The 24,553-nt window shown below is 47.0% G+C and carries 21 protein-coding genes; 7 read left to right on the forward strand and 14 right to left on the reverse strand.

Features of this window, described 5'->3' with window-relative positions; translation table 11 throughout:
• Nucleotides 1-60: 60 nt before the first annotated feature.
• The 6 genes from ACKX2L_RS06465 to ACKX2L_RS06490 all read left to right on the forward strand — a co-directional run bounded on the left by ACKX2L_RS06465 (nucleotide 61) and on the right by ACKX2L_RS06490 (nucleotide 3,888).
• Nucleotides 61-282: a hypothetical protein gene (locus ACKX2L_RS06465; RefSeq protein ID WP_497552889.1), complete on the forward strand. Its 222-nt coding sequence runs from the start codon at nucleotides 61-63 to the stop codon at nucleotides 280-282.
• The gene (locus tag ACKX2L_RS06470) at nucleotides 203-2,116 is read left to right on the forward strand and encodes a hypothetical protein (protein ID WP_497552890.1); all 1,914 of its coding nucleotides are present in this window, start codon (nucleotides 203-205) and stop codon (nucleotides 2,114-2,116) included. The genes ACKX2L_RS06465 and ACKX2L_RS06470 overlap by 80 nt, the downstream gene beginning before the upstream one ends.
• A 250-nt stretch (nucleotides 2,117-2,366) precedes the next feature.
• The gene (locus tag ACKX2L_RS06475) at nucleotides 2,367-2,564 is read left to right on the forward strand and encodes a hypothetical protein (RefSeq protein WP_497550965.1); all 198 of its coding nucleotides are present in this window, start codon (nucleotides 2,367-2,369) and stop codon (nucleotides 2,562-2,564) included.
• A gap of 42 nt (nucleotides 2,565-2,606) precedes the next feature.
• A complete protein-coding gene (locus ACKX2L_RS06480) occupies nucleotides 2,607-3,056 on the forward strand; it encodes an HNH endonuclease (RefSeq protein WP_497550966.1) in 450 nt (149 codons plus the stop codon).
• A 28-nt stretch (nucleotides 3,057-3,084) separates the two neighbouring features.
• A complete protein-coding gene (locus ACKX2L_RS06485) occupies nucleotides 3,085-3,297 on the forward strand; it encodes a hypothetical protein (RefSeq protein WP_497550967.1) in 213 nt (70 codons plus the stop codon).
• Between the two features lie 3 nt (nucleotides 3,298-3,300).
• On the forward strand, nucleotides 3,301-3,888 hold the full coding sequence (locus ACKX2L_RS06490; protein WP_497550968.1) for a hypothetical protein: 588 nt from the start codon (nucleotides 3,301-3,303) through the stop codon (nucleotides 3,886-3,888).
• A 95-nt stretch (nucleotides 3,889-3,983) separates the two neighbouring features.
• Here the strand turns inward: ACKX2L_RS06490 and ACKX2L_RS06495 are convergent, their stop codons facing one another.
• From ACKX2L_RS06495 to ACKX2L_RS06505, 3 genes are read right to left on the reverse strand one after another with little or no spacing between them, the layout of a single operon-like run.
• Nucleotides 3,984-4,211 carry a hypothetical protein gene (locus tag ACKX2L_RS06495; protein WP_497552891.1) on the reverse strand — a complete coding sequence of 76 codons (228 nt, stop codon included), beginning with the start codon at nucleotides 4,209-4,211 and terminating at the stop codon, nucleotides 3,984-3,986.
• 24 nt (nucleotides 4,212-4,235) lie between these two features.
• Nucleotides 4,236-4,754 carry a hypothetical protein gene (locus tag ACKX2L_RS06500; RefSeq protein WP_497552892.1) on the reverse strand — a complete coding sequence of 173 codons (519 nt, stop codon included), beginning with the start codon at nucleotides 4,752-4,754 and terminating at the stop codon, nucleotides 4,236-4,238.
• A gap of 16 nt (nucleotides 4,755-4,770) precedes the next feature.
• Nucleotides 4,771-5,778, reverse strand: a complete 1,008-nt coding sequence (locus ACKX2L_RS06505; protein ID WP_497552893.1) for a hypothetical protein — start codon at nucleotides 5,776-5,778, stop codon at nucleotides 4,771-4,773.
• A 517-nt stretch (nucleotides 5,779-6,295) separates the two neighbouring features.
• On the opposite strand from ACKX2L_RS06505, the gene ACKX2L_RS06510 reads away from it, so the two are divergent.
• Nucleotides 6,296-7,930, forward strand: coding sequence for an ATP-binding protein (locus ACKX2L_RS06510; protein ID WP_497552894.1), 1,635 nt, complete (start codon nucleotides 6,296-6,298; stop codon nucleotides 7,928-7,930).
• A 165-nt stretch (nucleotides 7,931-8,095) separates the two neighbouring features.
• Here ACKX2L_RS06510 and ACKX2L_RS06515 read toward each other — a convergent pair whose 3' ends face one another.
• The 11 genes from ACKX2L_RS06515 to ACKX2L_RS06565 all read right to left on the reverse strand — a co-directional run bounded on the left by ACKX2L_RS06515 (nucleotide 8,096) and on the right by ACKX2L_RS06565 (nucleotide 24,548).
• The gene (locus tag ACKX2L_RS06515; RefSeq protein ID WP_497552895.1) at nucleotides 8,096-11,776 is read right to left on the reverse strand and encodes a CAP domain-containing protein; all 3,681 of its coding nucleotides are present in this window, start codon (nucleotides 11,774-11,776) and stop codon (nucleotides 8,096-8,098) included.
• Nucleotides 11,777-12,099: 323 nt separating this feature from the next.
• Complete coding sequence (locus ACKX2L_RS06520) at nucleotides 12,100-14,574, reverse strand: VirB4-like conjugal transfer ATPase, CD1110 family (RefSeq protein WP_497550974.1); 2,475 nt, start codon at nucleotides 14,572-14,574, stop codon at nucleotides 12,100-12,102.
• A 12-nt stretch (nucleotides 14,575-14,586) separates the two neighbouring features.
• Nucleotides 14,587-15,036 carry a PrgI family protein gene (locus ACKX2L_RS06525; protein WP_497550975.1) on the reverse strand — a complete coding sequence of 150 codons (450 nt, stop codon included), beginning with the start codon at nucleotides 15,034-15,036 and terminating at the stop codon, nucleotides 14,587-14,589.
• Nucleotides 15,037-15,051: 15 nt separating this feature from the next.
• Nucleotides 15,052-16,032: a hypothetical protein gene (locus ACKX2L_RS06530; RefSeq protein ID WP_497550976.1), complete on the reverse strand. Its 981-nt coding sequence runs from the start codon at nucleotides 16,030-16,032 to the stop codon at nucleotides 15,052-15,054.
• A gap of 66 nt (nucleotides 16,033-16,098) precedes the next feature.
• Entirely contained in the window at nucleotides 16,099-16,479 is a 381-nt protein-coding gene (locus ACKX2L_RS06535) for a hypothetical protein (protein ID WP_497550977.1), read from the reverse strand.
• Between the two features lie 418 nt (nucleotides 16,480-16,897).
• Nucleotides 16,898-18,037: an RNA-guided endonuclease TnpB family protein gene (locus tag ACKX2L_RS06540; RefSeq protein ID WP_497552896.1), complete on the reverse strand. Its 1,140-nt coding sequence runs from the start codon at nucleotides 18,035-18,037 to the stop codon at nucleotides 16,898-16,900.
• A gap of 99 nt (nucleotides 18,038-18,136) precedes the next feature.
• The gene (locus ACKX2L_RS06545; protein WP_497552897.1) at nucleotides 18,137-20,608 is read right to left on the reverse strand and encodes a type IV secretory system conjugative DNA transfer family protein; all 2,472 of its coding nucleotides are present in this window, start codon (nucleotides 20,606-20,608) and stop codon (nucleotides 18,137-18,139) included.
• An 11-nt stretch (nucleotides 20,609-20,619) separates the two neighbouring features.
• Complete coding sequence (locus ACKX2L_RS06550; protein WP_497550980.1) at nucleotides 20,620-22,137, reverse strand: hypothetical protein; 1,518 nt, start codon at nucleotides 22,135-22,137, stop codon at nucleotides 20,620-20,622.
• Nucleotides 22,137-22,700 (reverse strand): hypothetical protein, encoded by a 564-nt coding sequence (locus tag ACKX2L_RS06555; RefSeq protein WP_497550981.1) that lies wholly within the window; start codon nucleotides 22,698-22,700, stop codon nucleotides 22,137-22,139. The genes ACKX2L_RS06550 and ACKX2L_RS06555 overlap by 1 nt, the downstream gene beginning before the upstream one ends.
• Nucleotides 22,681-23,031, reverse strand: coding sequence for a hypothetical protein (locus ACKX2L_RS06560; protein WP_497550982.1), 351 nt, complete (start codon nucleotides 23,029-23,031; stop codon nucleotides 22,681-22,683). Before ACKX2L_RS06560 ends, ACKX2L_RS06555 begins: the two co-directional genes overlap by 20 nt.
• Nucleotides 23,028-24,548: a hypothetical protein gene (locus ACKX2L_RS06565; RefSeq protein WP_497550983.1), complete on the reverse strand. Its 1,521-nt coding sequence runs from the start codon at nucleotides 24,546-24,548 to the stop codon at nucleotides 23,028-23,030. Before ACKX2L_RS06565 ends, ACKX2L_RS06560 begins: the two co-directional genes overlap by 4 nt.
• Nucleotides 24,549-24,553: the final 5 nt, after the last annotated feature.

Genomic DNA, 24,553 nt, shown 5'->3' on the forward strand with positions numbered 1-24,553 from the left:
ACTCTTCGTTATCGCTCTGCGATAACTCAGAAGGTCGAACTTTTTGGAAAGACAAAGGCTATGAGAGAGAGGAATCGTTTCTTCTCTCTCTTTTTTTTATTTTTAACCATAGATATTTTGCATAAGATTTTACGCATAGAAGAAATAGAGAAATTTGAGCGTAAAGCAGTCGAAATGTTTTTTAGAAAGGGCGGACTTTTTTATGAAGCGGAAAGAAATCGTTCGGGTATTGTCCGTACTGATCTTGTCGGCTTCGATGGTACTTCCGGTCTCTGCGGATGAAATAAATGCCACGGGAGCAAAGCATGACCGGATCGAAGTCAACATGGGCCAGTCAGACGGGAATACCACGAACAAAACACCAAAGACGGGTGCGGACGGAAAGGTTATCTATGCAGACCCCAGTCTGGACGGGGGCTATACCTACGACAGTACCAAGGGTACCCATGACCAACAGGCTAAGACCGACTCGCCGTGGTATCTGATACGAAACACCACGGTCAGTACCGAAGGACAGTTTGTGGACCGGGACTACACCTATACGGCAGAAGAACCTGTTCCCTATGACGAATCCAAGTGGGTGAGCAGTCCGATCGTGATCCGGGCAAAGGACGATGACAAGCTGCTCCAGAAGCCGGACTTCTTGGGTTCGGGCGTACAGAAACAGCTCATTACAAGAGAAGGACAGAAAGGACATAGCGAGTCAGGCGACCTTGCATCCTTACACAAGGGATGGAACGGGTCGGACTGGGATCCGCAGTCCATTGCAAACTCGATCGGCAATACCGGAACAACGGCTACGGACACCGTAGAAGGTGCGGTCGAGTGGAAGGTCTGGACGGCGGACAATCTCTACGAAGGCAAAAAGCTGTACCCGGAGAACTTTGGTTACAAGTACGCTCCGCATTACACGGCAGAGAATCACACCTTAAAGTATGACAAGACAAAGCCGGTCGTAAGTGCCTTGAACATCACCCAGACACGGTTCTCTGACCTCACGGACATGAATTCAAAGAGCATTGCCAGTCAGACGAGAAACAGTCAGTATGGAGACAACCGTACCATTAAGTCCGATCAGGACTATGCCACCGAACTGGATCAGAAGATGACAACGACCATTCAACTGACCGTGACCGACAAGAACAGTCAAGCGTTCCATAACAACTGTGACGTGTCCGGCATCCAGAACATTCTGGTTCGGATTCAGGGCAATCATGGAAAGACGAAGACCCTGACCTATCAGAATGGACAATCGTCTGACCTGACACGTACCGGAGGGCAGAAAAACAGGGAAGGTAGTGCAGACGCCTATGCAACCTACACATGGACGGGCAATCTCTACAAAGACCCTGACCTGACCGGAGAAACGGACCTGACCGTTTCAGTCGAAGTGACCGATCAGGCAGGCAATCAACAGACCGATGTGAAGAACGATGTGATTACGAATAACCACCCGGGTGACGACATCGGACATAATGTGAGTGGTAACAAGACCCACATCCGAAACTTCGATGCCGTATCCTCGATTTATCGGAACGACAGTCTGAACGAAAAGCTGAACGGTGCTTATGTCACCCCGCATTCCAATGCCTATGCAGGAACGATCTGGAACAATTACGGAAGTTATGATGCCTTCTTCAAGGCAAACTACAACGTCTTCCAGTATGGCGAGTTCGCTACGGTAAAGTCGATTTCTTATGGATCAAGTGTAACTGGTTATGGTACCGACTTCGACTACGGAAATGCCAACATGAATGCTCTGGTATTGAAGAAACGTACCATTTACACCCAGTCTCCGCTCATTGACCGTACCTTTGGTGAACAGGACGGAAGTGAAGCCGGGCATACGGTCAGCACCACCATCGGAGCGGCCAAGATCCTGACCTACAACACCAGATTCCCGATCGTGAGTGCATCGGATGGCATTGCCAAGGGCAAGAAGGACTACAAGTACGCTCTTGACCTGACCATCAATAGCAGCGGAAAGACGGCAACAGAGAAGGCATACCGTACACCTGCATATCATATCTACTACAAATGGAAACCAAACGAACCGCCTGACCTTCGTGTTCGAATCTCCACCAACCATGGAAATGGAACCCTCCAGTATAAGTAATCCTTTCTTAGCATAGTAACAAAAGACCTATCAGAGCTTTCGCAAAGCGAAAGCGAGGAAGTAAAGACTGTAAGTCGACCTATCAGCAATATGTCTGGTAGGTCTTTTTTATTTGTTCCATAAGAATTTACGCATAGAAGAAGCGTAAAGAAAAATTTGTGCTTTGACACTACAAATGGTGATGCTATGGAAGAATTAGTGACAGTCTGCCGTATTCAGACAAAATAGCGTAGCAAAGGAGAACAAAAGCATGAATGTAGTAACGGCGTCATTTGATTATGAATCAGTTAAAAATGCAATCAAACAGCACTATCTGGGGATCGACTTTGATAAATGGGAACAGATGCCCGATGAGGAAAAAGTTCCTTTCTACTTACGTTTGTTTTCCAATCTGCTAATACCGTATGGGATAGAAGATGATTCCGTAAAATTAAGAAGGGATGAATAAACACGAGACGAATTTATTGAAAGGAAATAAGGGAATAAATCAATGAATAGTGCAACTGTCATCCTGCTTTTAATTCTCCTTCTAGGTTTTGCCGTCATCATTGCCGCCTTCTTTTTCTCCGTATCGAAACGCAATAGGCAGAAATACACGAATCTGACGCATGAGATTGCTGAGGAGGAAGAAGAGAAACGTGCCACGGCTCGCCGTAGGTATGTGACCAAGGCAATGAAGCAGCACGTCTTGGAGCGTGACCATTACACCTGTCAGATATGTGGCATATCGAAGGGATATTTGGACGATCTGGTTCCGGGTCTCGGTGATTTCCTTCTTCTGGAGATAGATCATATCGTTCCCGTTGCGAATGGCGGGAGCGGTGATGATGAGACGAATCTCCAGACGCTATGTTGGCGATGTAACCGCAAGAAGGGCAAGAACAGGACGAATGATGAGGTCAGGGCCGTGATTAACTATGGTCGTGACCGATTGAAATAAAAAAAAGAATGTATGAGGTGATAAGAGTATGACTCAGAACGAAAAGCATTTTTGCGATGCAGCCAAGAAGGTATTCAACGAGGACGGCAGTATTCGGGTATGCGGACGGGATGCCGTACGAAGCCTTATTGAAGCGGCCGAACAGGTGGATCCCACAAGGGATTTCGGCAACAAGGAGATTGGCAGAATGAATGCTGATACAGTCTGGAATCTCCTGACCGAAATCGAAAAGAAGGAATGAACGATGCCGAAGGTAAGAAATAAGCTCCTGTATTACGCTCACCGGAAATACGGAAAAGACATCACCGTAAGAAAAGAAGAAGATGGCGTTTTGCGGTTCTGGACAGAGTTTTATGCGATCACGCTGACGCTTACGCCCGATGGCAAGGTCGAAGAAAAGGTCCGGAAACGGGAAGGCACAAGTGCCAAGCAATACTTTGACGGCAAAGCCAAACCAAAGACCAATCCACCAGTTAAAGCACGGAAGAAAGTGACTGTGAAGAAAACGGTCACGAGGACTGCACCAAAGAAGAAATCCGAGAAAGTAACAGCAAAGGCAAAGACACCTGTTCAAGAGCCAAAGCGTGAGAAAGCCGTTACACCGAAAGCAACAAAAAGATGTACAAGGACCGTGCGTACAAAACTTCGTCCCGGTGACGTTGTAAAGTCCATCTATTGTGATGACCTGTACACCATCCTTTCAAATGAGGGTGACGGGATCGTTCGTGTGGCAGCAGGGCAGGTGTCTCAGAACGATGCAAAGTACCATTCCGAGTATCTTATGACGCAGTATGACCTTACAGAACTGCATAGGAAAGGAAGGACACAATAAAAAATAAGCACCTCTTTCCTTTTGGAAGGGGGTGCTTTTGCTTGCATTTGCTTGCATTTCCGATCTTTCCCTAACGAGCAAGACGATATAGCTTGTCAAAACCTTATCGTTCCTGCAAAGCGATGTCCGTCAGAGAACGTATAGTCGTCTTTGCTTGCTTTCCCGGTAAACTGGAAGGCGTCTTCCTTTTCCTGTTCGGACATCCGATCCATGACAGAGGAAAACGTTCCTGCATAGTCCGACAGACCGGGTGTCTTGTACTCCCCAAAGGGGAAGTTATTGTTATCATAGTCAAAGGTTACCTTTACCATTGTTCTTGCCATAGCGAAATACCTACCTTCCTTTCTTTACATAACGATGACTGGCACAAACATATCGCCGTTTTCGAGAGCCGTAATGAGAGCACGCAGTTGGTAGAGCTTGCCTTGATAGAGGTGCCGGTATTTTTCCTGCCGTTCTTCGGAATCGAAGGCATCGGGATTGTAGTGGCACCAGTCGTCCAGATGGTCGTGGATGTCGTTATAGACTTCATGTGCAAGGGTGACAAGGTATTTGTCCAAATTGTCGGGCGGGTAGTCGGCCAGATCATCGACCGGTACTTCCGTCATATTGAGGTAGGGCGGTTCGTTCTTGGCGTTGTTGACAAGATACAGGGTACGATTCCAGACAAGGCAACCGAACTGGTATCCTTCGGCATCGAGCGTGATGGAAAGATGAGTCGGAAGGTCGGTGGTTGCCATATCAGTCAGGCACGAGATGAAGGCATCCAAGACAATGGACGGCACATCATCGAGGTAGCTTGCAGCTCCAAGGACGGTATTATTGATGGTCACAGTCACCCATCCTGCGATTGGTAGTGATAACATCTCTTTCTCCTTTCCTTTACATTTCGTGGCTCTGCAAAATCTGTTCGGTCATATCTTCCAACTCCCGAATGGACAGGTCGATGTCACCGTTACAGATCCGTTCCATCTGCTTTTCAAAGAATAACTTCTGTGCAATCCGCCGTTTGAGATTCCGATCCACATTGACGGCATCCTGATAGTTCGTGATGGCAGAAAGGCAGCACTCGTCCTGCTCATAGAAATACTGATCCTCGGCTGAGGGAACGGACTCCATGTGGGAGAGGGCAGAGCTGATCTTGCTATTGTTCGGGTCGTCCGAGCGGTCGCTAATTTCGTCAATGATGGCATCGAAAGATGTGGCATTGCCGGACTGCATGATCCGTTCCAGAGTACGAACGGTGGCTGCCTTCTTCGGGACTTCCTTCCCGTCCAGTACCCGCTTCATCCGCTTCCGATCGTTGTCGGGGATTCCGGTCTGCATGGCGGTCGCATGGGCGATGGCATGGCGGATATTCTTGTCGAAGTAGGAGATGGGAGGTACGGCACGAAGGCTGACGGTCAGGGTACCACATTTCCTTGGATGTTCGCTCAGAAAATGGTTGATACACTCGGTAAAGCTTTCCTCATTGCAGAAGGGGCAGGCATTGGTACCGATGGTCTTGGTTAAGTTGTCCACCATGTTCTGTAGGAAGGATTGTTCCTCTTTGGAGATGATTCCTTTGTCTAAAGCAGTATTGACATCCAATTCCTTATCCCCTTTCAGGACTTTGAGATAGAAGGGACGGAATGCACGGAAACGCTCCAGAGCAACCAGATAGATGTCCTGAAGGCAGTCCTCTCTGGACACGCAGCCATAGAAGTCGTGGCTCTGTAAGGCCTGCTGAATCGGATAGTTCAATGCGTACTGAATGACGGCAAAAGCAGAATCCTCATCGTGGCAGTTCTCAAAGGCACGGATGAAGTAAGAAGAAAATTGAGCATTCGCTGACCAGTTGGAAAGAATAAATGATGCGGACGGAATGTGCTGAAATGAATACTGAAACATATAAAGACCTCTCCTTTTTCTTGTAGACCAATAATCTGAGCCTTTGTGTAACAAAGGGTCAGATTTAAAGACCGTAGGTCGAATTTGTAAGGAATGTAAGTAACATCAGATCGTCACGATAGTTCAGACTGTTCAGATAAGAGATGAACGATTGTTTTGTTTTCTTCCTTACAAATATATTATATCGCACACACCCCCTTACACTCAAATTGGTACGGAGATGACTTTTCAAATTCGTGTATTTATTTCAGTACACTATTGAGACGATCGGGGGTATGTTTTGAGCAAAAAGGGAAAGTTGGACTTTGCTCGAACCTAAAGAACAGGCACGGAATTGAGAGGTTTCGTGTAGTGATGTGAATACAGCAGAGCCACCTTTGCTGAGGTAGATGGCAAACATACGTTCTAGGTTTACTGCTATTATAACCAAACGTATGTTCGATTGCAATAGGACAAAAAAAGAATCCTATTCGCATGGGGCGGGGGTCTTATGCCATAAGAAAAAGGACTCCAATCGTTGAAAACACGGCGATTGTCAACTATAATTAAAATAAGTAGATCAAAGAAAAGGGGGAGCACTATGCAGGTATATACAAGTGACGATCTGAAAGAATTTATCACCCGTGAATTACAAACCCTTGCGACAGATGGTGTACGTCATAGTCGTTTCTGCAAAGCTGACTTAGATACATTTTTACACAATTCCAGTCACAAGGTCTGCGGTATCTATGGACTGCGAAGGACAGGAAAAACAACCTTAATGTATCAGACCATTTCGGAAATGGACTGTAACAACGTTGTTTTCATGAAATGCACCCCCAATGATAGTTATGTTGATATTGAAAATGTCATCCAGAACGTTCCGCAAACCTATATTTTTATTGATGAAATCACAAAAGCAGACGGTTTTATCAGACTGTCATCTTCTCTTTATGACGATTATCCGACAAAGAAAATCGTCATTGCCGGGACAGATAGTGCTGCCATGCTATTCGCCAAAGAAGACGAACTCTTCGACCGAATTGATTTGATTCATACCACTTATATTTCCTTTGCCGAGTTCCACTATTTGCTTGGAAAGTCATTAGATGATTATATCCGATATGGCGGCACATTAACGGATGGAGCAAAGATATATAATGAAGATTCATTAGCGGAGTACACGAATACCGCCATTGTTTCGAATATTTGCAAAAGTGTCGAGGTGGGCGGACGTGACATTCCTCACAGACGACTGTATGACTTATACATTAGTGGTATGTTGGAGTCCGTTATCAACAAAACCATAGAGAGACAGGCGAGGGAATTTTCTCTGAATGTCGTACAGGGAGTGTTCTCAAAGTCCAACAATTTTGGTTCAGCAAAAGACTTGACCATCCAACAGGACATTCCGAAAGAGGATAAGGTTGCATTAGCAAACTGGAAAGATCATACAGAGGTATGTCGATACATTTCAGAGCAATTACGAATGCAGCCTGCGACCGGGATCAAAGAGTCCGATTTTGAACTCATGACAAAATTTTTAATGAAATTGGATGTGCTGAGTAAAAAACCAAACGGTGAAATCTTTTTTACGCAATGCGGGATGCAGTATTGTTTTGCAGAAATCCTTATCAATAACATCGTACATTCCATGCAATTTCGGAAACTTTTCCAAAGAACGCAAACCGTTTTTCTCGAAAAATTGCATCAGGATGCGGTTGGACACATTTTGGAAAATGTGATTCAAACGGATGTCATGAAATGTCCGGCGTTATCAAAAATGGAAACCGGGAAAGCGGACGACATCGGAAACGGAGAGTTCGACTTCTATATCCTGAATCCAAACACACAGGAAGCACTTATCTATGAGATCAAAAGAAGTTCTGTGATCGTACCAAAGCAATACCGCCATTTGGCCAATCAGGAATTGTGTAATGATTTTGAGCGGTTGTATCAATGCAAAATCATTGGAAAAAGCGTCTTGTATCAGGGAAAACCGCAAATGCTTGATAATGGAATCTGTTACCAAAACATTAGTGACTTCCTGCTTCACATTGAGGATGCAACAAAATGCTTGGTGAAGGATACCGAAAAAGACAAAGATATGAATACGGAAAAGACGAAAAACGTCAGCGACAAATTGTTGGACGATTACGAGGAAGAACGATAAACCACCCATTATCTTCAAGGTGATGGGCTTTCTGGTGGAGACTTTATAAAAACAAGAAGCACCCTGATCTCTCTATCGAGAAAAGGGTGCTTTTTTGATCTTTGATTCTTTACTTTCAGATCAGATATTCTGAGCTTTCGCAAGGCGAAAGCGAGGAGTTAAAGTTCATCGAACGAACTTCTTTTTCTTCTTTTCGATACCGAACACAGCCATTCCGGAAAGAAGTGCGGTCAACAGTCCGACAGGAGCAGAAGTCGGTTCTCCGGTCTTAGGAGACTTTGCTTTGCTTTCGACTCTTCTCTGGTCTGTATCGGTTACAGTAGCGTGGTTTGTATTGGCTACAGCAGCGACATTGGCCGTTGCCGTGACAACAGGAGCGTCTTTTACGATAAAGGTCGTATCTTCTTCTCCATAGGTATAAACAAAAGTCAACTGATGCCTTCCTGCCTTGAGACTGTTCAAGAAATCCTTATGCAGGGTGGCAATCGTAGAACCTTCCTTCAGGTCATAGTTCTCTTCATTCACATAATCACCGTCTACGGTGAGATAGTTGAAGTAGGGAAGGGAACCATTGGCACGGAAGGTCATATCCGTTGGCTCTGCCTTATCGAAGGTCGTATTGGCACCATCCGTCACGGTAAGCAGACTGTTTAAGAGAGCGGTGGTAGGAAGGGTGTCCTTCCAAGCCTGATCCTGTTCTGCCTTTGCATTCTGTACCAAGGAATCCTTCTCGGCGACAGTATGTTCTTTTTCTGTCAGATTGGAAGTAGCAGTTGTGACAGTTTCCTGTTCTTTGGTAAGCAGAGCTGTCAACCGATCCAGTTCCTGATTCAGGTCGGTCAGAGACTTTGTAAGCATTTCTTTTCGGCTCAAGGCGTCCGATTCCTTCTGTTTTGCGGTCTGCACCTTTTCTTCGGCATCGGTGATCGCCCGTTTTGCCTTGACGGATTCCTGATAAGCATTTGCTTTTGCTTTGGCGATGGACTCGGCATTGGCCTTGGCTTTCGTGGCATCGGACACAGTCTTCGTTGCCTGTTTAACATCAGCCTGTGCCTTGGTAATCGCCTTGGTAACTGTCTGGATGTCGGCACTTGTCTTTGCTACGGCAGCATCGGCATCGGTCTTCGCCTTGGTCTTTTCATTGACCAAATCCTTTGCTTTTGACGCTTTTGCCTGTAAGGACGGAATAGCCTTTCCGCTGACGACATCATCGAAGGTTGCCTTAGCATTGGATTCTGCCTGCTTTGCATTAGAAAGGACAGTACTTGCTTTCGCCTGATCTGCTGCCTTCTTGTCATAGAGTGCTTTGGCATTGGCGGTGACGGCATCGGCTTTCGCCTTTACGTTCTGTACGGCAGTATCGTAGGCAGTCTGCTTTGCTTTGGTATCCGCCTTGGCAGTATTCCAAGCGGTCATGGCATGGGTCAATGCAGTCTCTTTCTCTGCAAGGACATTCTGTGCAGAGACAAAAGCAGTTGCCTTTTCGCCTGCTTCCTTCTGCTTGTCGGAAAGGGCAGTAGCAAGGGTAGTTTTATTCTTTTCTGCTTCGGTCTTTGCCTGCTCTGCCTTGGTAAGGTTTGCTTTGGCAGTCTCTACGGCAGCTGTCAGGGAAGCCACATTATTGTCTGCCTTGGCTTGATTAAGAGCATTCAACTTTTCAGAAAGGGCAGCCTTCGCATTGTCCAGTTCCGTCTGCGCCTTGGTGAGGGCAGTATTAGCTGTTTCTGCTTCCTTCTTGGCTGAATCCAGGTCGGCATGGACTTTGTCATAGTAGGCATCAAAAGAAGCCTTATAGGTGTCATAGGAAACACCTTGAGTGAACATATTGAAATCTTGAACCTCTGTGTTAGTGGCCAAGTATTTCGTATCTACGCCATTTATACCCAATCCGGTGGATCGATATGAACGATTTACAATATTTTTATAATGACCGATATCTGTTGGATCGACACCACAATTTTTACGAATTTCGTCATCGGAAGCCTGTGGATGTTCTTTCCGATACGCATTTGCAACATCATAATTGTTTTTTTCTGTCTGATACCAACCCTGATATGCTTGTTCTCCACAACCCCAAGCTACGTTTTCACCCATAGCAGAAGGCTTTGCTTCTTCATACTTTCCTGATGTTGGTATCCAATGGTCAGAAGTATATTTTTCCATATTGGCCGAAGCCTGTGCATACGCCATTACAGAATCCGCTACATTTAGAGGGGAAAGTCCTGTGAAATTATCATCCTGAACACGAAGGTCGTTTCCAGTCTTTATCATGTCAATGGCGGTCTTCATGTTTTCCAGATTGGTTGCGTCCCCTTCTTTTCCGATATGGGTAATACCTTCCGGAACGCCAGCACTATGACGATAACTTACTTTGTAACTATCCTCGGTTGCTGCAAACTGAATAATGTCACAAGCGATCTGTGCATCGTTTCGTTCTTCTTCCGAAAGGTTCATGTCCTTTGCTCTTGACTGGAAGAATCCAAGCGATCCCTGTGCGATGATAGCTTCGGCAGCCTTGACCTTGGCATTGGCATCGTCTAATGCTTTCTGTGCAGTAGTTACTGCCGTTTGTGCGTTCTGTACTGTCGTTTCGGCATTCTCATATTCCGTCTGTGCAGTTGCAATCTTTCCGTCTGCGTCTGAAAGTGCCTTCTCTGCATTGGTAACATTTTCCTGTGCAAGAGCGACTGCATCCGTCTTTGCCTTGACATCCGTTTCTGCCTGAGCAAGGGCGGTTTCTGCATCCGTAACAGCCTTGTCTGCGGTATCCTTTTCTGTCTGTGCCTTGGTAACGGCAGACTTGGCATCGGTTACCGCCTGATTTGCCGTTTCATAAGCCGTCTGCTTTTCAGCTTCGGTCGCCTTGGCAGTATTCAGGGCTTCTAATGCAGTCTTCGCCTTGGTCTCGGCTTCCGTCAGAGCAGTATCGGTGTTGGTAACTGTTGTGGGATCGGCTTTGACTGATTCCATAGCCTTTGTAGTCGCATCGTAATCTGCCTTTGCTAACTCTGTGGCCTTTTCGGCTTCGTCATAGGCAGACTGAGCTTTTTCGGTTTCTGCCTTTGCATTCTGCCATGCCCGATAGCTTTCGGTCTGTTCCTGTGTGGTCTTGTTATCCCGAAGGTCGATGGCATCCGCTAATGCTTTGTCGGCAAGTTCCTGATTTGCCTTGGCACTAGCAAGCTCTTCTTCTGCCTTGGACTGTGCTTCGATGGCAGACTCCTTATCAGCGGTTGCCTTCTCTAAGGCCGTCTGGTAAGACGTCAGAACATCCTTTGCCGTATCTTTTCCTGCCTTGGCCTTGGTAAGATCAGTTTCTGCTTTCTTTAAGGCTTCATTGGCAGACTGGGATTCCATCATCCGTTTGTTCAGTTCTTCTTCGGCACCGATTGGATTGGCTGTCTTGACATCCTCTAAGGCAGACATGGCGTCTTTCGTTGCCTGTGCGGTCTTTTCCAGTTCCGTGTCATTTTCGGTGATATTCTTCTTGGCATCGGCAATGGCAGTATTCTGCTTTGTAATCTCACTCTGGACATTCGAAACGTTTGTCTTTGCGTTCTCTATTGCCTTTTTGGCTTCTTCCAGAGCCGCCTTGGCATTTGCCTGATCGTTGACAGCTTTGGCATAGGCGGTCTGCTTTTCAGCGAGTACCTTCTGCTTTTCGTCCCAATTCTTTTCAGCAGTCTTGATGTCATTCACGGCATCGGACTTCTTCTCAACGGTATGTCCTTTGTCGGTGACAGACTCCTGTGCAAAAACAGGCAGGGCATTGGTACCGCTTAAAATGGCGGTCAATGCCAGAGCAGCGGCTTCGGTACGGACGATGTGTTTGTTACGATTTGCCATATACAGTATTCTCCTTGTTCAATGACTTCCCCCAAGTGATGAGGTTCTTTCATTTCCCTACAATCTTATTATAGCATTCCTGTGTCCATACCCCCAAATTCATACGGAGACAACTTTTCGTATTCATGTACTTATTTTGATACACACGAAAGTTCGGAAGTTCAACCTACAAGATTCCGAAATTCGACCTACGGTCTTTAATTCTTCGTCATTGCTACGCAATGGCTCCATCATTCCGAAAAACGAAGATTTTTCCGATAGATACAGGAAGGCATGAAAAAGAGAGGGGACTGAAAATTAGTCCCCTCTTCTCTTTTTGTCCCTTAGGTTTGCTCCGCATCCTTTGGCTTGGTACTCATGATACGGTAGAGTTCCGTATTGGTCGGGAAGTCATTCTTGAAGGGAATGTTCTGGGTTCCGATATGGATGAGTCCATGTCCGGATTCGACACCGTTGATGTAGGAAACCTCGGTATCATTGAGGTTCAGCATGGATCGTAGAGCTTCCCGGTCAAGCATGGCCTGATTGAGCATCTCGATAAAGTTCGTATTGTTGATAATGGAACGTGCGTCCGGGGACTGGAGCAGGTCTTCGGTGTTCTGTGTGATGCCGGTCAGTACCAGTCCGAACTTTCTGGCACGTTTCCACATGGTCTTTACCGTGTCGGAAGAAGTTTCGTTCCGAAGGAGCATATGGAACTCATCAATGAAAGCATAGGTTCGCTTGCCCTTGATGGCGTTGGCCGTTGCTTGTGTCCAGATCATATTGAGACACACCTTCAATCCAAGCTCTTCCAGAGTGGATCCGATATGGTGAATATCAAACACGATCAGCCGTTTATCGACATCCACATCCGTTCGACTGGCAAAGGAGTCGTAGTTCTGTCCGCAGAACATTTCCAAACTGAGTGCCATTTCCTGTGCTTCCGGATAGGTCTGTCCATATTCCATCAGACCCTTCCAAAGATCCTGCAAGGTCGGTGCCGCATTCCGGTCAATGGTCGGCTTTCTGCCGGTCTCAGGGTCAGGCTCTTCGTTCATCAGGGTATGTACATAGTTCTGATAGAGTCTGGTTAAAACCTTATTGATGATGGACTTATGTGCCGGGGTTAAAACGCTATAATTCTTTGATACACCGCCCTGCATCATGGTCTCACACAGACTGGTGATGAAGTCCGCCTGTTGTGCCAGAGGGTTCATGGTTTCATCGACCGAGGTATCCATATCCAAGTCGAAAGGATTCAAGTGAACGTGATTACCCGGGGCAATCTGAATGACCGTACCGCCCAGTTCCTTTGCAATGATGGAATACTCGCCATCGGGGTCAATGACGTAGACGTAAGCGTCACTATTCAGGATGGCGTTAATCATCATCATCTTGGCGGCGAAGGATTTACCGGAACCGGATGCACCAAGGATCAGTCCGTTATAGTTCATGCCCTTCATTCGATCGAGGAAGATGACCGACTTATTCACTGCATTCAGGCCGTAGTAGAATCCGTGTTCGTCCAAGGTGGACATTTCGGTAAACGGCATGAAGGCCGCCATGTTCTCTGTGGTCAAAAGACGCTTACTATAAGTATGGTTCGTGTTCAAGGGAAGGCTCGCATTAAAGCCGTTCTCCTGCTGCAAGATAAAGGGGGTGAATCGGCACAGGTTCTGGTTCTGCACGGACTTGATCTCGGCAACGGTGCGGTTCAGTTCGTCTACGGACGTACCAAAGGCGGTCAGGTTCATCTGGAAATAGAACACTCTCTGGTCTCTCGACTGCATATCCCGTTCCAGTTGCTCGACCTGTTCCTTTACAATGGCAAGGTCACCGCCGATCAGGTCAGGACTATATCCGGACTTGATGGCTGCCTTCTGCTTCTCGATCAGCTCGGAATTGACCATGACCTTCTTGTTATGAACGAGTCTGGTTCCGTCTGCCTGATCCAAGGGCTGTACGTCTATGGAAATCAGAAGCTTGGAATTGATGTCCATGAGGTCACCCACAAAGTCCGTAGACAGGAAGTTTGCAATCCCGCTTAAATACATGGACTTTGCGACCTCTTCGCCCACAATGAACTTATCCGACTGGAACTTGAAGGCAGGCGGGGCGATCAGGTCTTTGGTCGTCATACCAGTCTTTTTTAACATCTCAAAGTTGACATGAGTCTTTCCGTCCTCGTCATGCTGAAACAGGGGGTTGTCTGCTGTGCCATAGATCTTCGCAAGGACTTCCAGATACTCGTCAAGGGAGAGAGGTTTCACTTCCTTCTTTAAGAAGGTCCGCATTTCCTGTTCGACCTTGGCATCCAGATCCTTGAAATGCCTTGCCGCAGAATCCACACTCTTTTCCTTGACGCTATAACAGAGATAACGGTTGGTGATGATAGACCCTCTGGACTCAACCAGTTTCTCATGCACGATCGAATTCATTTCTTCCCGAAGGGAGTCCATGGAGTCGCCACGCTCCTGCATCTTCATCTTGGCAAACCGCATTTCAATATCATCGACCGTGTTCAAGAGGATGAACTGAACGTGTTCGTTTGCTTCAATGGAATTTAAGAAGGTCTCATACTTGTCGAAAAAGGTGTTCTGCTCCTCTTCGGAAAGTGTCTTGAAGTTCGCTTCCGGAAGGCGATAGAGCTTACAAAAGATCCCAGGTTCCGACTGGATCATACCGTTCTGGTACACGTCAATATAGGGAACGGTACGTTGTGCGGTGGTCGCCTGTTTCTTCTTTTCCTGTTCTGTTTTCTCACCACTTGTACTACTGCTACTGGTACCGGTGAGAAGTTTCATCCAATCTGCCATGATAAAAACTCCTTATTTGATAGCACGAAGATTCGGGTCTTTACTGGGACGAACCGTATTCTTTTCTTTTTTCGGTTTGCTCTTCTTTTTCTTCCCCTTCTTGTCAGTCTTTTCTTCTTCCTTCTCCTCTACCATTTCCTGCTTTTCCAGTTCTTTCACGCAGGATAGCTCGGTATGGTACAGTCGTTTCGATGGATTGATGTAATTATCCCGAATGATAATGGGGAGGATTTTTTCCATGGGTTCGCCGTAAATCTTGACGAATCCCCAGATGAGAAACGGCATGGCAGCTAAGACGGCCAGATAGATCCGCTGCTGCATGGGAAGATTGGTTGTTCCCTTAAATCCGACAAACAGGGCTAAGAGTAATCCTGTCGTACCAAACCCGACCTGCCTTGTGGTAAAGTTTCCGAGTGCCCGGTTCTCACGGGCAAGAATGTCCTTCGACATCGTAACAAACATGATTTTGTCCTTTCCTCACGCTCCAAAGGCTTCACTTACCACGCTCTGGAGCTTCTTTATCATGCCGACTTCTGCCAGTCCGATCGCACAGTTGACACCGATGGACAGGAAGAATGCACCGGCAGCAAGAGCACCGTTCTGTGCCATAGAAGCATTGATTCCACGGGTGAGCCAGTCACCTGCTTCAAAGACGACCTTGATGAGAGGACCCATGGCAAGCAGGGCGATGTATCGTTTCAGATAACGGATCGCCGTACCACGCCAACCTTCCTCGGTCACAAAGGAAAAGGCAATCGGCATTAAAGCACCACGAATACACATTTCCATCAGCCGGGACAGTAGAACCGTTAGGATCAATAGCAAGGGGATCCATTGCATCGCTGACGCCATCGCCACGGTCGCACCGTTTTGTAGTCGGGCAAACCCGTCATCCGGCATGATACTGTTTATCATGTTAAACGTATTCTTCGCTGATCCTGCCCCCGATCCCATGGATCCATTACTGTTAATCAGATTCCCCATCCAGTCTGCAATCGCAGAACCCAGATTCAGGAAGTTTTGACAGTTATCGATCATAAAGATTCCGACCGCAAGCCGGGCAAAGAACTTGACAAAACTATCGAGAGTCATACGCTCCGACATTCCAAGGTCAACCAAGGCCAGAAGGAAAAACATGAGAGCAATACAATAAGCAACAGGCACCAAGGCAGAAGATACGGTCGTCTGGAAGGTCACGAGAAAATTATCTCCGCCCGTGGAAAATCCATTCAGGGAAACGGCAGAGTTAATCAGCTTGTCGATAGGACCGGACTGTGCCTGAGAATAGATGATTCCACCGGCAAAGTCGGCTTCCGACTGCTTTAGAATCCCGCCTTTGTCTGAAAAGCCAAGCTTTTTCGCAAGAGCGTTTGCTTCCTTTCTGCCGCCATCGCCTGTTGCAATCTTGTCCAATGCAGACTGAAAGTCCGCATCCGACATATTTGAAAAAGTAGCCATAAAATTTCCTTTTCATATCAGGAAAGGGGATGAAGACTTGCTCCACCCCCTTTTTCCTTTAGTGAGTTATGAGAGTCCAACAGCACCTTTGATGGGATTCCACAGGAAGATACGGAAGGCAACGAGGGCACCGCCAATGACAAGGTCTTTGGCTCCGGCAGAAATCGCTTCCGGGTTGTTGTCGTTCTTAACGCCGTTTAAGACCTTGGCACCACCCATGAGGACAAAGAAAATACCAATCAGGGGGAACAAAGTCACCAGAGCGTCAAGAACGGTCGTAACCAGTTTCTCCGAGTTCGCCGATCCGCTTCCGATTTCTGCATGAGCGATACCGCCCGGAAGGGCAACAGATCCAACGGAAGCCATCACAAGGGCTGTGGTAATCTGTGTCTTGGCAGAAGAAAGCTTCTCTTCTGCGGTTGATAGGAACGAATGATTTTTCCGCATAATAAGATTCTCCTTTTTTTGTTTATGCTACTAATACGGACTAACTCTTCGTAAAAACCTTCCTCTTTGTATTGGTTCTTTTCCAAGCTCCCCTCTTTCGGAAAGCCTGAAAAAGAACGCCCACTATGTATTGGCACAAGCAAAAAGGAGTTTTTGCGAACGGAAAGAAATAATTTTCTTCCCTTTCTTCTATGGTTAAAGTGTTATTCAGAAAAAACGTTGTTTCTTTTCTACGGTTTCTATGACTACTATTTCTACGATTAAACCGTTGTCAACTACCCACGGCCTAAAGATCACGGGTTTGTAACCACCCAGTCGTACTAACGACTTACGTCTCCGACCTTTAACCCCAATAGATATTATTATCTAAAGTGGCGTTACATCATAGGGTGGTTGACAACACCCTTTACAGCAAAGTTTACTCGGCTGTAACTGTATCAGGTACTTGACTATCTTCGAGATAGCTGATTCCCATGCGGTACAGATTCATAGCTCCAATACGGTCATCGTTTGATTGATAGCCACAGTTTTTACAAGTAAACAGATGTATCCTCTTGTTGCGGTTAGACTTTTCAATGTGTCCACATACAGGACAGCATTGACTCGTATAACGAGGGTCAACCTTAATGACAGTAGACTGATTCTGTTTCGCCTTGTAGATGAGTTTTTGTTCAAGGTCATAGAAAGACCATGACACAGAGACATAGCGATTTTTTGTTCTCACACGTTCTGTGGCATTACGAACACCTGTCAAATCTTCAAGTACGAAAAGAGTATGCTTTGGATTATTCTCAACGAGTGCCTTTGATACACAATGGTTTACATCCTGCATCCAACGGTTTTCTCGCCGACCAATAGCTTTAATCCTACGTCTTGCAGATGGAGTGTGACGCATTTGAAGTTCTTTACGAAGTTTAAAATAGTGAGCACGTTTCTGTTTGATGGGTTTACCGCTAACAAATCCAGACTTGTGCTCACTATCATAGGTCGCAACAACAAAGTTTATACCTCTGTCAATGCCAACAACATTACAGATGTCAGAGGTATTGCTTTCCTCTACATCATAAGTGACAGGGATATGTAAAAAATATTTGCCATGCTTATTTACAAGCTTGGCTGTGCCAAACTTATAGATTGTATGGTCAAAGTATTTAGACATACCTTTAGAGACATAAGGCAACTTAACACGTCCGTTTAGCGTATTTACAGAAAAACAGTTTTTCGCTAAGGAATAATCTCTGTTCCAAACCAAATCATACTGAGGCTTTTTGAACGAGGGCTTAATCCATTCCTTTTGATTTTCAAGAATAGTTTTATAGCTTGCAATGACTGTTTTCAAAACAGACTGAGCCATTTGCGATTTAAGGTTAAACTTCTCTCGCAAAGTAGAATACAAAATCTTATTAAGTGAAAACTGCTTTAAGTCATGAGTACGGAATACATAGTCTGAAACATAATTACAGGCATCACGATAAACAGACATCGTTTCATCGAGCAAAACTTTATCTGCATCAGTAGTGACTACTTGAACTTTTGCTGTTATTGTCATCTGTTCCATGAGAGTTCTTTTACCTTTCCAATACTTCTATGGTTAAGATGTTGTTTGGAAAAAATTTCAGAACGGTCAGTATGTTGAACCTACCGGCTCACCATTCAGTTAAAATGGTGAGTCGTTGAACTCTTCTGGTCTGGTGCTACGAATGACCGGACTGCCTTCTCCATATCCCTGTACCCGTCCGGCAACCTCTTCCGGTTCACAGGCGAACTGGCGGAAGAACTCGTGTAGTCCTTCCCGACTGTCGTCACAGATCGTAATCATGTGGCTTGGGGTGGGACACTCATACTTCTGTCGGACATACCGGCTGATGGGGTACCTATCATAGTCAAACTTCATCTTTCCTGACTTTGTGTCCTCGGCATAGTCGGACGTGTACTTGTAGTAAGGGTGGTCAGGATAGTTATACTTTTCGTCCAAGACGGGATTATGTCCGGTGGAAAGCACAAGCTCCATACGGTTGGGCAGTCGTCCGATCTGGTCGGGGGTCATGAGGTCTGCCTGCTCGGTCTGGACGTTCTGGCTAATCTTCTTATTGTCGAGGGACACGCTTGATCCGATCTTGGTCGTCTTACCAAGTTTTGCAGAGAGCCATTCCACGGTCTCCTTCGCTTTACCGCCAAGGAAGACGGTCTGATAACAACCGGTGTCAATGGTCTCCCATGTGTCCTTATACATTTCCTTTAACTGGGTAACACCCTGTACGATAACGTCACAGGAGATGTCGTACTTTCGTACCGTAGTCAGCCTTGCAGGGAAGGACGGAATCTTACCGATGTTGGCAAACTCATCCAGAAGCATTCGGATATGGGTCGGATTCTTGACCGATTCCCCGTCCTGCTTTACGATTTTGGCGTGTTTCAGGTCGGACAGGTACTGCTCTGCAAGCTCGGCATCCGGTCGTCTGCTTACCACTCTGCCCTGATCGTCAATGATTTCGTAGAAGCAGTCATTGACTTCCTGATTGACCACAACCTTTTCGATATGGCTATTCTTGATACTGGCGACATCCTTCTCAATCGCATCCATGTCCGTCCAACTCTGGTCGTACCACTTGACCTCTTCCCCGTTCTGTAACTTCAGATGGTGGGTATGCTGCACCTTATGTTCTCCCCGGTCATAGAGGATGTCGAACATCTGAGAGTAGAGCATGGAGCAAAGGAAGTTATAGGAGGAATTGGAGACCGGGATATTGATGAACAGCACATCTCTGCCCGTTCCAAAAGAGTCCAAGTCGATCGAGTCGGTACTGGTGATATTGGCAATGTCCTGCACATTGAAGGCATCCAGTCGTACCTGAGTCGTTGCCAGAATGGTGTCTGCGGTCTTACCGGGGGTGGTCTTAAAGTCCCGCCATTTCTTCAGGCAGTAGGGGTCAAGCTTGTTGCCATATCCATCGTCATCCCAGAATTCCTTATGGTTGGCAAGGTTATTAAAGATATGGCCGAGGGCGGTCTTCTCCTTGTCGTGATAGGTCTTATCGTTCGCCCACTTATCGTCCAGTCGTTCGTTGGTCATTCGGGCAATCTCACAGAGGTTCGGGAAGTCCTTTTTATACACATAGCCGTCCATAATCAAAGGATTGTCACCATACTTGGTCAAGAGACCAATGATGGCACAAAGGTAGGAGTTCATGGCCGCATCCCAGAAGGGGTCGGCATTACTGTTTCCGTTACTGGTGTCGGTATTGGCAATGAAGGTATCAACCAAGGTCTTAATATCGACTTCTTTCCGGCAGTAGTGCATGGGGTTATAGGTACTGGTATGGTTCTTTGTTGCAATATCAAAGATTCGTACCTTATACCCGAACCGATACAGGGTCTCTCCCATCTGCTTTACAATGTCTCCGGAAGGGTCTGTGACGATATAGGAAGAATTCATCTGCAAGAGATTCGGTTTGACATATCCACGGGATTTACCGGTACCGGGTTCACCGACAACGAGGTTGTTGACGTTTGTGATGTCGTGGGAAAGATAGCTGATGTACATATTCTTCGAAAGAATGTAGTTCGAACCAAACTGGATATGTCCCGGTTCTCCAAACGGTTCTGCCATATTGGTCTCCATCTTATTCGTGTCGCCCCACTTGGCATTACCCTTGATACTGTCCTTTCGGTTCTGGAGTCTCGGTTTTTGCAGGGTATAAACGAAGAACACAATGAGAAGCACAAGGATTCCGAATCCAACGGCACCGGTAAGTGCAGCAGGCCCTCCGCCATAGCCCTGATAAGCCGGATTCCAGACGGGGAGCTGTTTGACTCCCTGAACGGTCTGTATGGCTTTGCAATGAAAGGGATAGTTGAACTTGGTCAGAAGATTCTGCCCGCCAAGGGAAAGTGCCTGACCCATGTCGGGAGAGTCCACACCGTTCAGCCGTAAGGTCACATAGGCTGCGGTATAGTGCAGGGAGTAAAGGAAAGTGAAAAGAAACATTACGATCCCGACAATGAAGAATTCCTTCCGTAGGGTCTTCTCCTGTTCCTTTAAGGGGCTTTCCTTCCGAAGCTCCGGTGCGTCTGTCGGATTCGGGTCTTTCATGAACCCGAAGACAGACTTCATGGAAAATTTAGCCAAAATACATCACCTCAATCTCTTTCTGCTTCTTTGTCTTTGTCCACGGTACGCTCCAGTTCGGTCTGCATGACACGGTACATCCGCTCATCGCCGTCTTTCCCGAGCTGCATGGCAGCCGTATGGTTTAAAACATGGACACGGCCAATCGTGTTCCTGATCTCGTCCATGGCATTCTCCACGGTCTTAGTCGATCCATTCGAGAATTTACCTACAAGTGCGTTCAGTTCCTCGGAATGTAAGAATTCCATTCTGGCCTGCAAGACCTCATTGACCTTCATGGTCTTCTGATTTGGATAATGCTCCAACATCCACCGTTTCTCTGTGGATAGGAAAGCGTGCTGAAAATTCGTTCCGTCATAGAACTCCTGATACAGGGGAGAAGTTCTTTTTCCTAACTCATTTGCTTTCTTGACATACTCCAGAATCCGTTTCTGATTGAGGGACGGACGACCGGTAGTCTGGGACAAAAGTTCCATAGCGGATAACGTTTTCCCTGTCTTGATCTGGGAGTGCATCCATTGGGCGATACGGCGGTTCTGTTCCTTTTTTCGTTCCGGATCAACGGTATAGCTCTGGTATTCTTCCTGTGACATGGATTTCATGTCATGGATCGAGTCCAGTCCGGAACTGATGGACTGACGGATAGAGTCAATGGTCAGGGAAAGCTTGTCTCCCACATTGTCCTTGATCGCGTCCAGATACTGCTCTCTTACCAAGAGCTTTGCCTTCTCCTTCTCGGATTCTCGATAGATTCCCATACCGGGACGGTAGACCAGTTTCTCCTTGGGATTGTCCTGATCGACCAGATAGACTGCTTCCTTGGTCTGTCGAATGGACGTTAAGACCTTCAGAACGAAAGACTCCTCTTCGGTTCGATCCCACATGACCTGTGCCTTCTGCACACACTCCTTTAAGGGAATCGCTTTATTGATGGCCGTCTCTGTCATGGCCGTCAGCACATCCATTCGGTTTCCTGCGGTCAGAAAGTCCTTTCCGTTGACCAGAAGGACATAGCCGTTGTTCTTATCCATGGTGATATGACTGATGACACCAGTTCCGCTCTGATAGAGCTTGTTTCGGAATCGCTCGGCATCCTCCCGGCTCGGGAAGGGGATGGACACAAACTCTTTCGCTCCCGTCATGGAAGCGTTCCAGACAAAGTTTTCGGCATCCGAATCCCTGTAATACAAGGGGTTCGACTTCTCCAAGTCACGGAGGGCCTGATAGACCTCTTCCTCGTCTTCCTTCGACACAATGACGGAGGAATTTCCCATGTTCCGCACCATGCCCTGCCGGATCATGGCGTGCGGGATCTTGTGCTCGGTGCAATATTGCTCCAGTCGCTCTTCCAAGTCGGGCGAGAACGTGATCTCCCGCCGGTCAGCCGAGGGCAGTTTGGAGACCTCTTTCGCCAGTTTCTTTCGCATCGGATCGGATTCCTTTTCTGCCACGACATTCAGGATCTGTTGCAGAGCCTGTGTTAATTTCTGAAGCTCTGCATCGATCTCTCTCTGTACTTCTTCAACCATTAAAAACTCTCTTTCTGTAATAAGATTTGACAGCTCTTCCCGATCAGGATACAGGGGTTTGGCATCCGATAGAGTAGAATCTGTCGGTCTCGGATCTTTTCCCGCTTCAAGAACTCTGCTGCGAGTGTCCGATTGGCAAAGGCAACCGGAAGGTTCCTTGTTCCCTGTTTGTCTTTCCACTCCATCGTTAAGATGGAAAGATAGCCGTCTGCCATGAACTGCACGGGGAAATAGGCTTCGCAACCCAACAGGGCTTCATAGTCCTGCATCCGTTTCTTTGTGAGAAAGTCAGACAGACATCGCTCGGTCTTTCGCTTTCTGATATAGCCGACCTCTTCGGACTTTAGTTCCTTTCGTCCGAACGAAGTTTCGACCTGCTCAATGCCGAGATTATAGAGTCCGGTCATAAAGGAATAGTAGAGTCGTGGGTCTAAGTATTCCGCTTCCACATCCAGTAAGGCACGGATCTCTTTCGGTACTTCATCTGCTTCTTCATAGCAATAGGCTTCTCCCTCGGGACCCAGATAATAAAACCCCGTATCTTTACGTTTCAATATCAGCATCCTGCTTTTTCTCCCATTTTTTTAACAACTTCCAACCGAGTTTCGATAACCGTTCGGCATGGATCTTGGGGCGTTCGCTCTGGTAGGTAAGCTTCCCCTTCCAATCGTCATGATTCCAACAGAACCCGCAGTCCAGACAAAATCGGTCATACTCCATCTCCTCATTCGGGAAGAGGTGTTTGACGTAATATCCACGTCTTGCTGCCCGTTGCCGGTCTTTCCAGTCGTCCATGGAAGTATAGAGGACAATACCTGTTCTGCCGGATCCGCAGTTCGGGCAGTCCTCTAACTTCGAGGGCAGGAATCCAAGCGACTCAGAGAGTCTACTCATTCAGAATCACCGTCCATGGAAAGGTCTACATCCGGGGCTTCCGTATCCTCTGTATCGGTATCGGTATTCTCTGTATTCTCGGTGTCAGCATTCTCGTCTGTTTCTTCCTTGGTGACTTCGGCATCCGCACCATTCAGGTCGGCGGTAACGTCTTTGGAAAATCCCTTGACTAAGATCTTATTGTCCTTGCCGTTTCCTGTGATGGTACTGGTAAAGGTCACCGTTCCATCGTTATTCGGCTTCATGTCGAACTTCCATCCATCGACCGGGGTCTCATAGGTGACACTTCCATCGTCACGGGTTGCCGTGATGGTGATGGTGTACTTCTTTCCCTTCTTCGGTTTGATGGCAAAGGACTTCTCCGTATTCTCTGCCTGTACTGAGGTATCTCCCTCGTCCCCGTCTTCCGACTCTTCCGCACGATTATATCCAAAGGCATTCGGATTCGTGGTAGAGTAGGAATTCAGTTCGGTACTTGTGGAATAGCAGGAGGTCTGTCCGGTCTTCGATGCAACCGTGGTGTCGGTCTGGATGTCGTGGGTTGTCTGGACTTCCAGTTGCCGTTTATTAAAGTTCTCTGCCGTGTCGGTGTATTCCTTTCCATGCACGAGACGGAACATACCGCCGAAGTTCGGGACATAATATCCGTCCGGCAGATAGTCCGGGATCTCCAGTTCCTGATAGGTACTGGAAGTGTCCAGTCCCTTCGTATATTCCGCATACAGTTCCATGCCGGAAAAGTAATGGGTGTCGGACTTAATGTCAAAGGTGTGGGACTCCGTTCCTGCATAGACATTGACGGCATAGACACGCTCTTCCGGAACGGTCGTTCCTGCCTTCGGATTGGAGACCAGAATATCGGACTTCACAAATCCGCCGATGGAAAGCATTTTCTTGGTCAGAGGAACGGCCTTCTTTCCGCTTCCAATACTGGCAAGGGTGTAGGTGGCCTTGGTGTCGGTCAATGCCGTGGAAATGGACTGTGCGGAGGAATTCGCCCGCACGTTGGTCTTGGTACTGGATGTACTTGTGTCAGAACCCGTCAGGTTGACCGTGAAGGTGTGGTTCGGCTGCTCGGTCACGTTATAGATTCCGAAGGAATAGCCGTCATCCTGATACCGTTCATATCGAATGGTGTTAATGGCGTTCTTCGTGTTCCGGTAGATCAGCTTGTCCTTGCTCCCAAGATACAGGGTCGGAATCTTCTTTGTGGTTGCAGAATCCATCATAATAAGCCTTGTGGCATCCGTCTGGTCGGTCGCCGCTTCAATTCCGTTGGTCTGCACATCGGAACAGATCGGGTAGGCTTTGCCTTTGTGGTAGACATAGTAAGTACCGTCTGTGAGCTTGGACAGGTCAACTCCTGTGTTCGGTTCTGCTCCCTTATAGACCTTCGGTTTCTTGGAAATGGTCGGGGCGGTCTTTGTCTGCTGTTTCAGAAATACCATCGACCCGCCGATCAGTACCACGACCACCAGTCCAAGGGCAAGCAGAATCTTTTGCTTTTTTGCACTCATGAATT

Source organism: Porcibacter vitabionis (genome assembly GCF_046263795.1).
In the GTDB taxonomy this organism is placed as follows: domain Bacteria; phylum Bacillota; class Clostridia; order Lachnospirales; family Lachnospiraceae; genus Lachnocurva.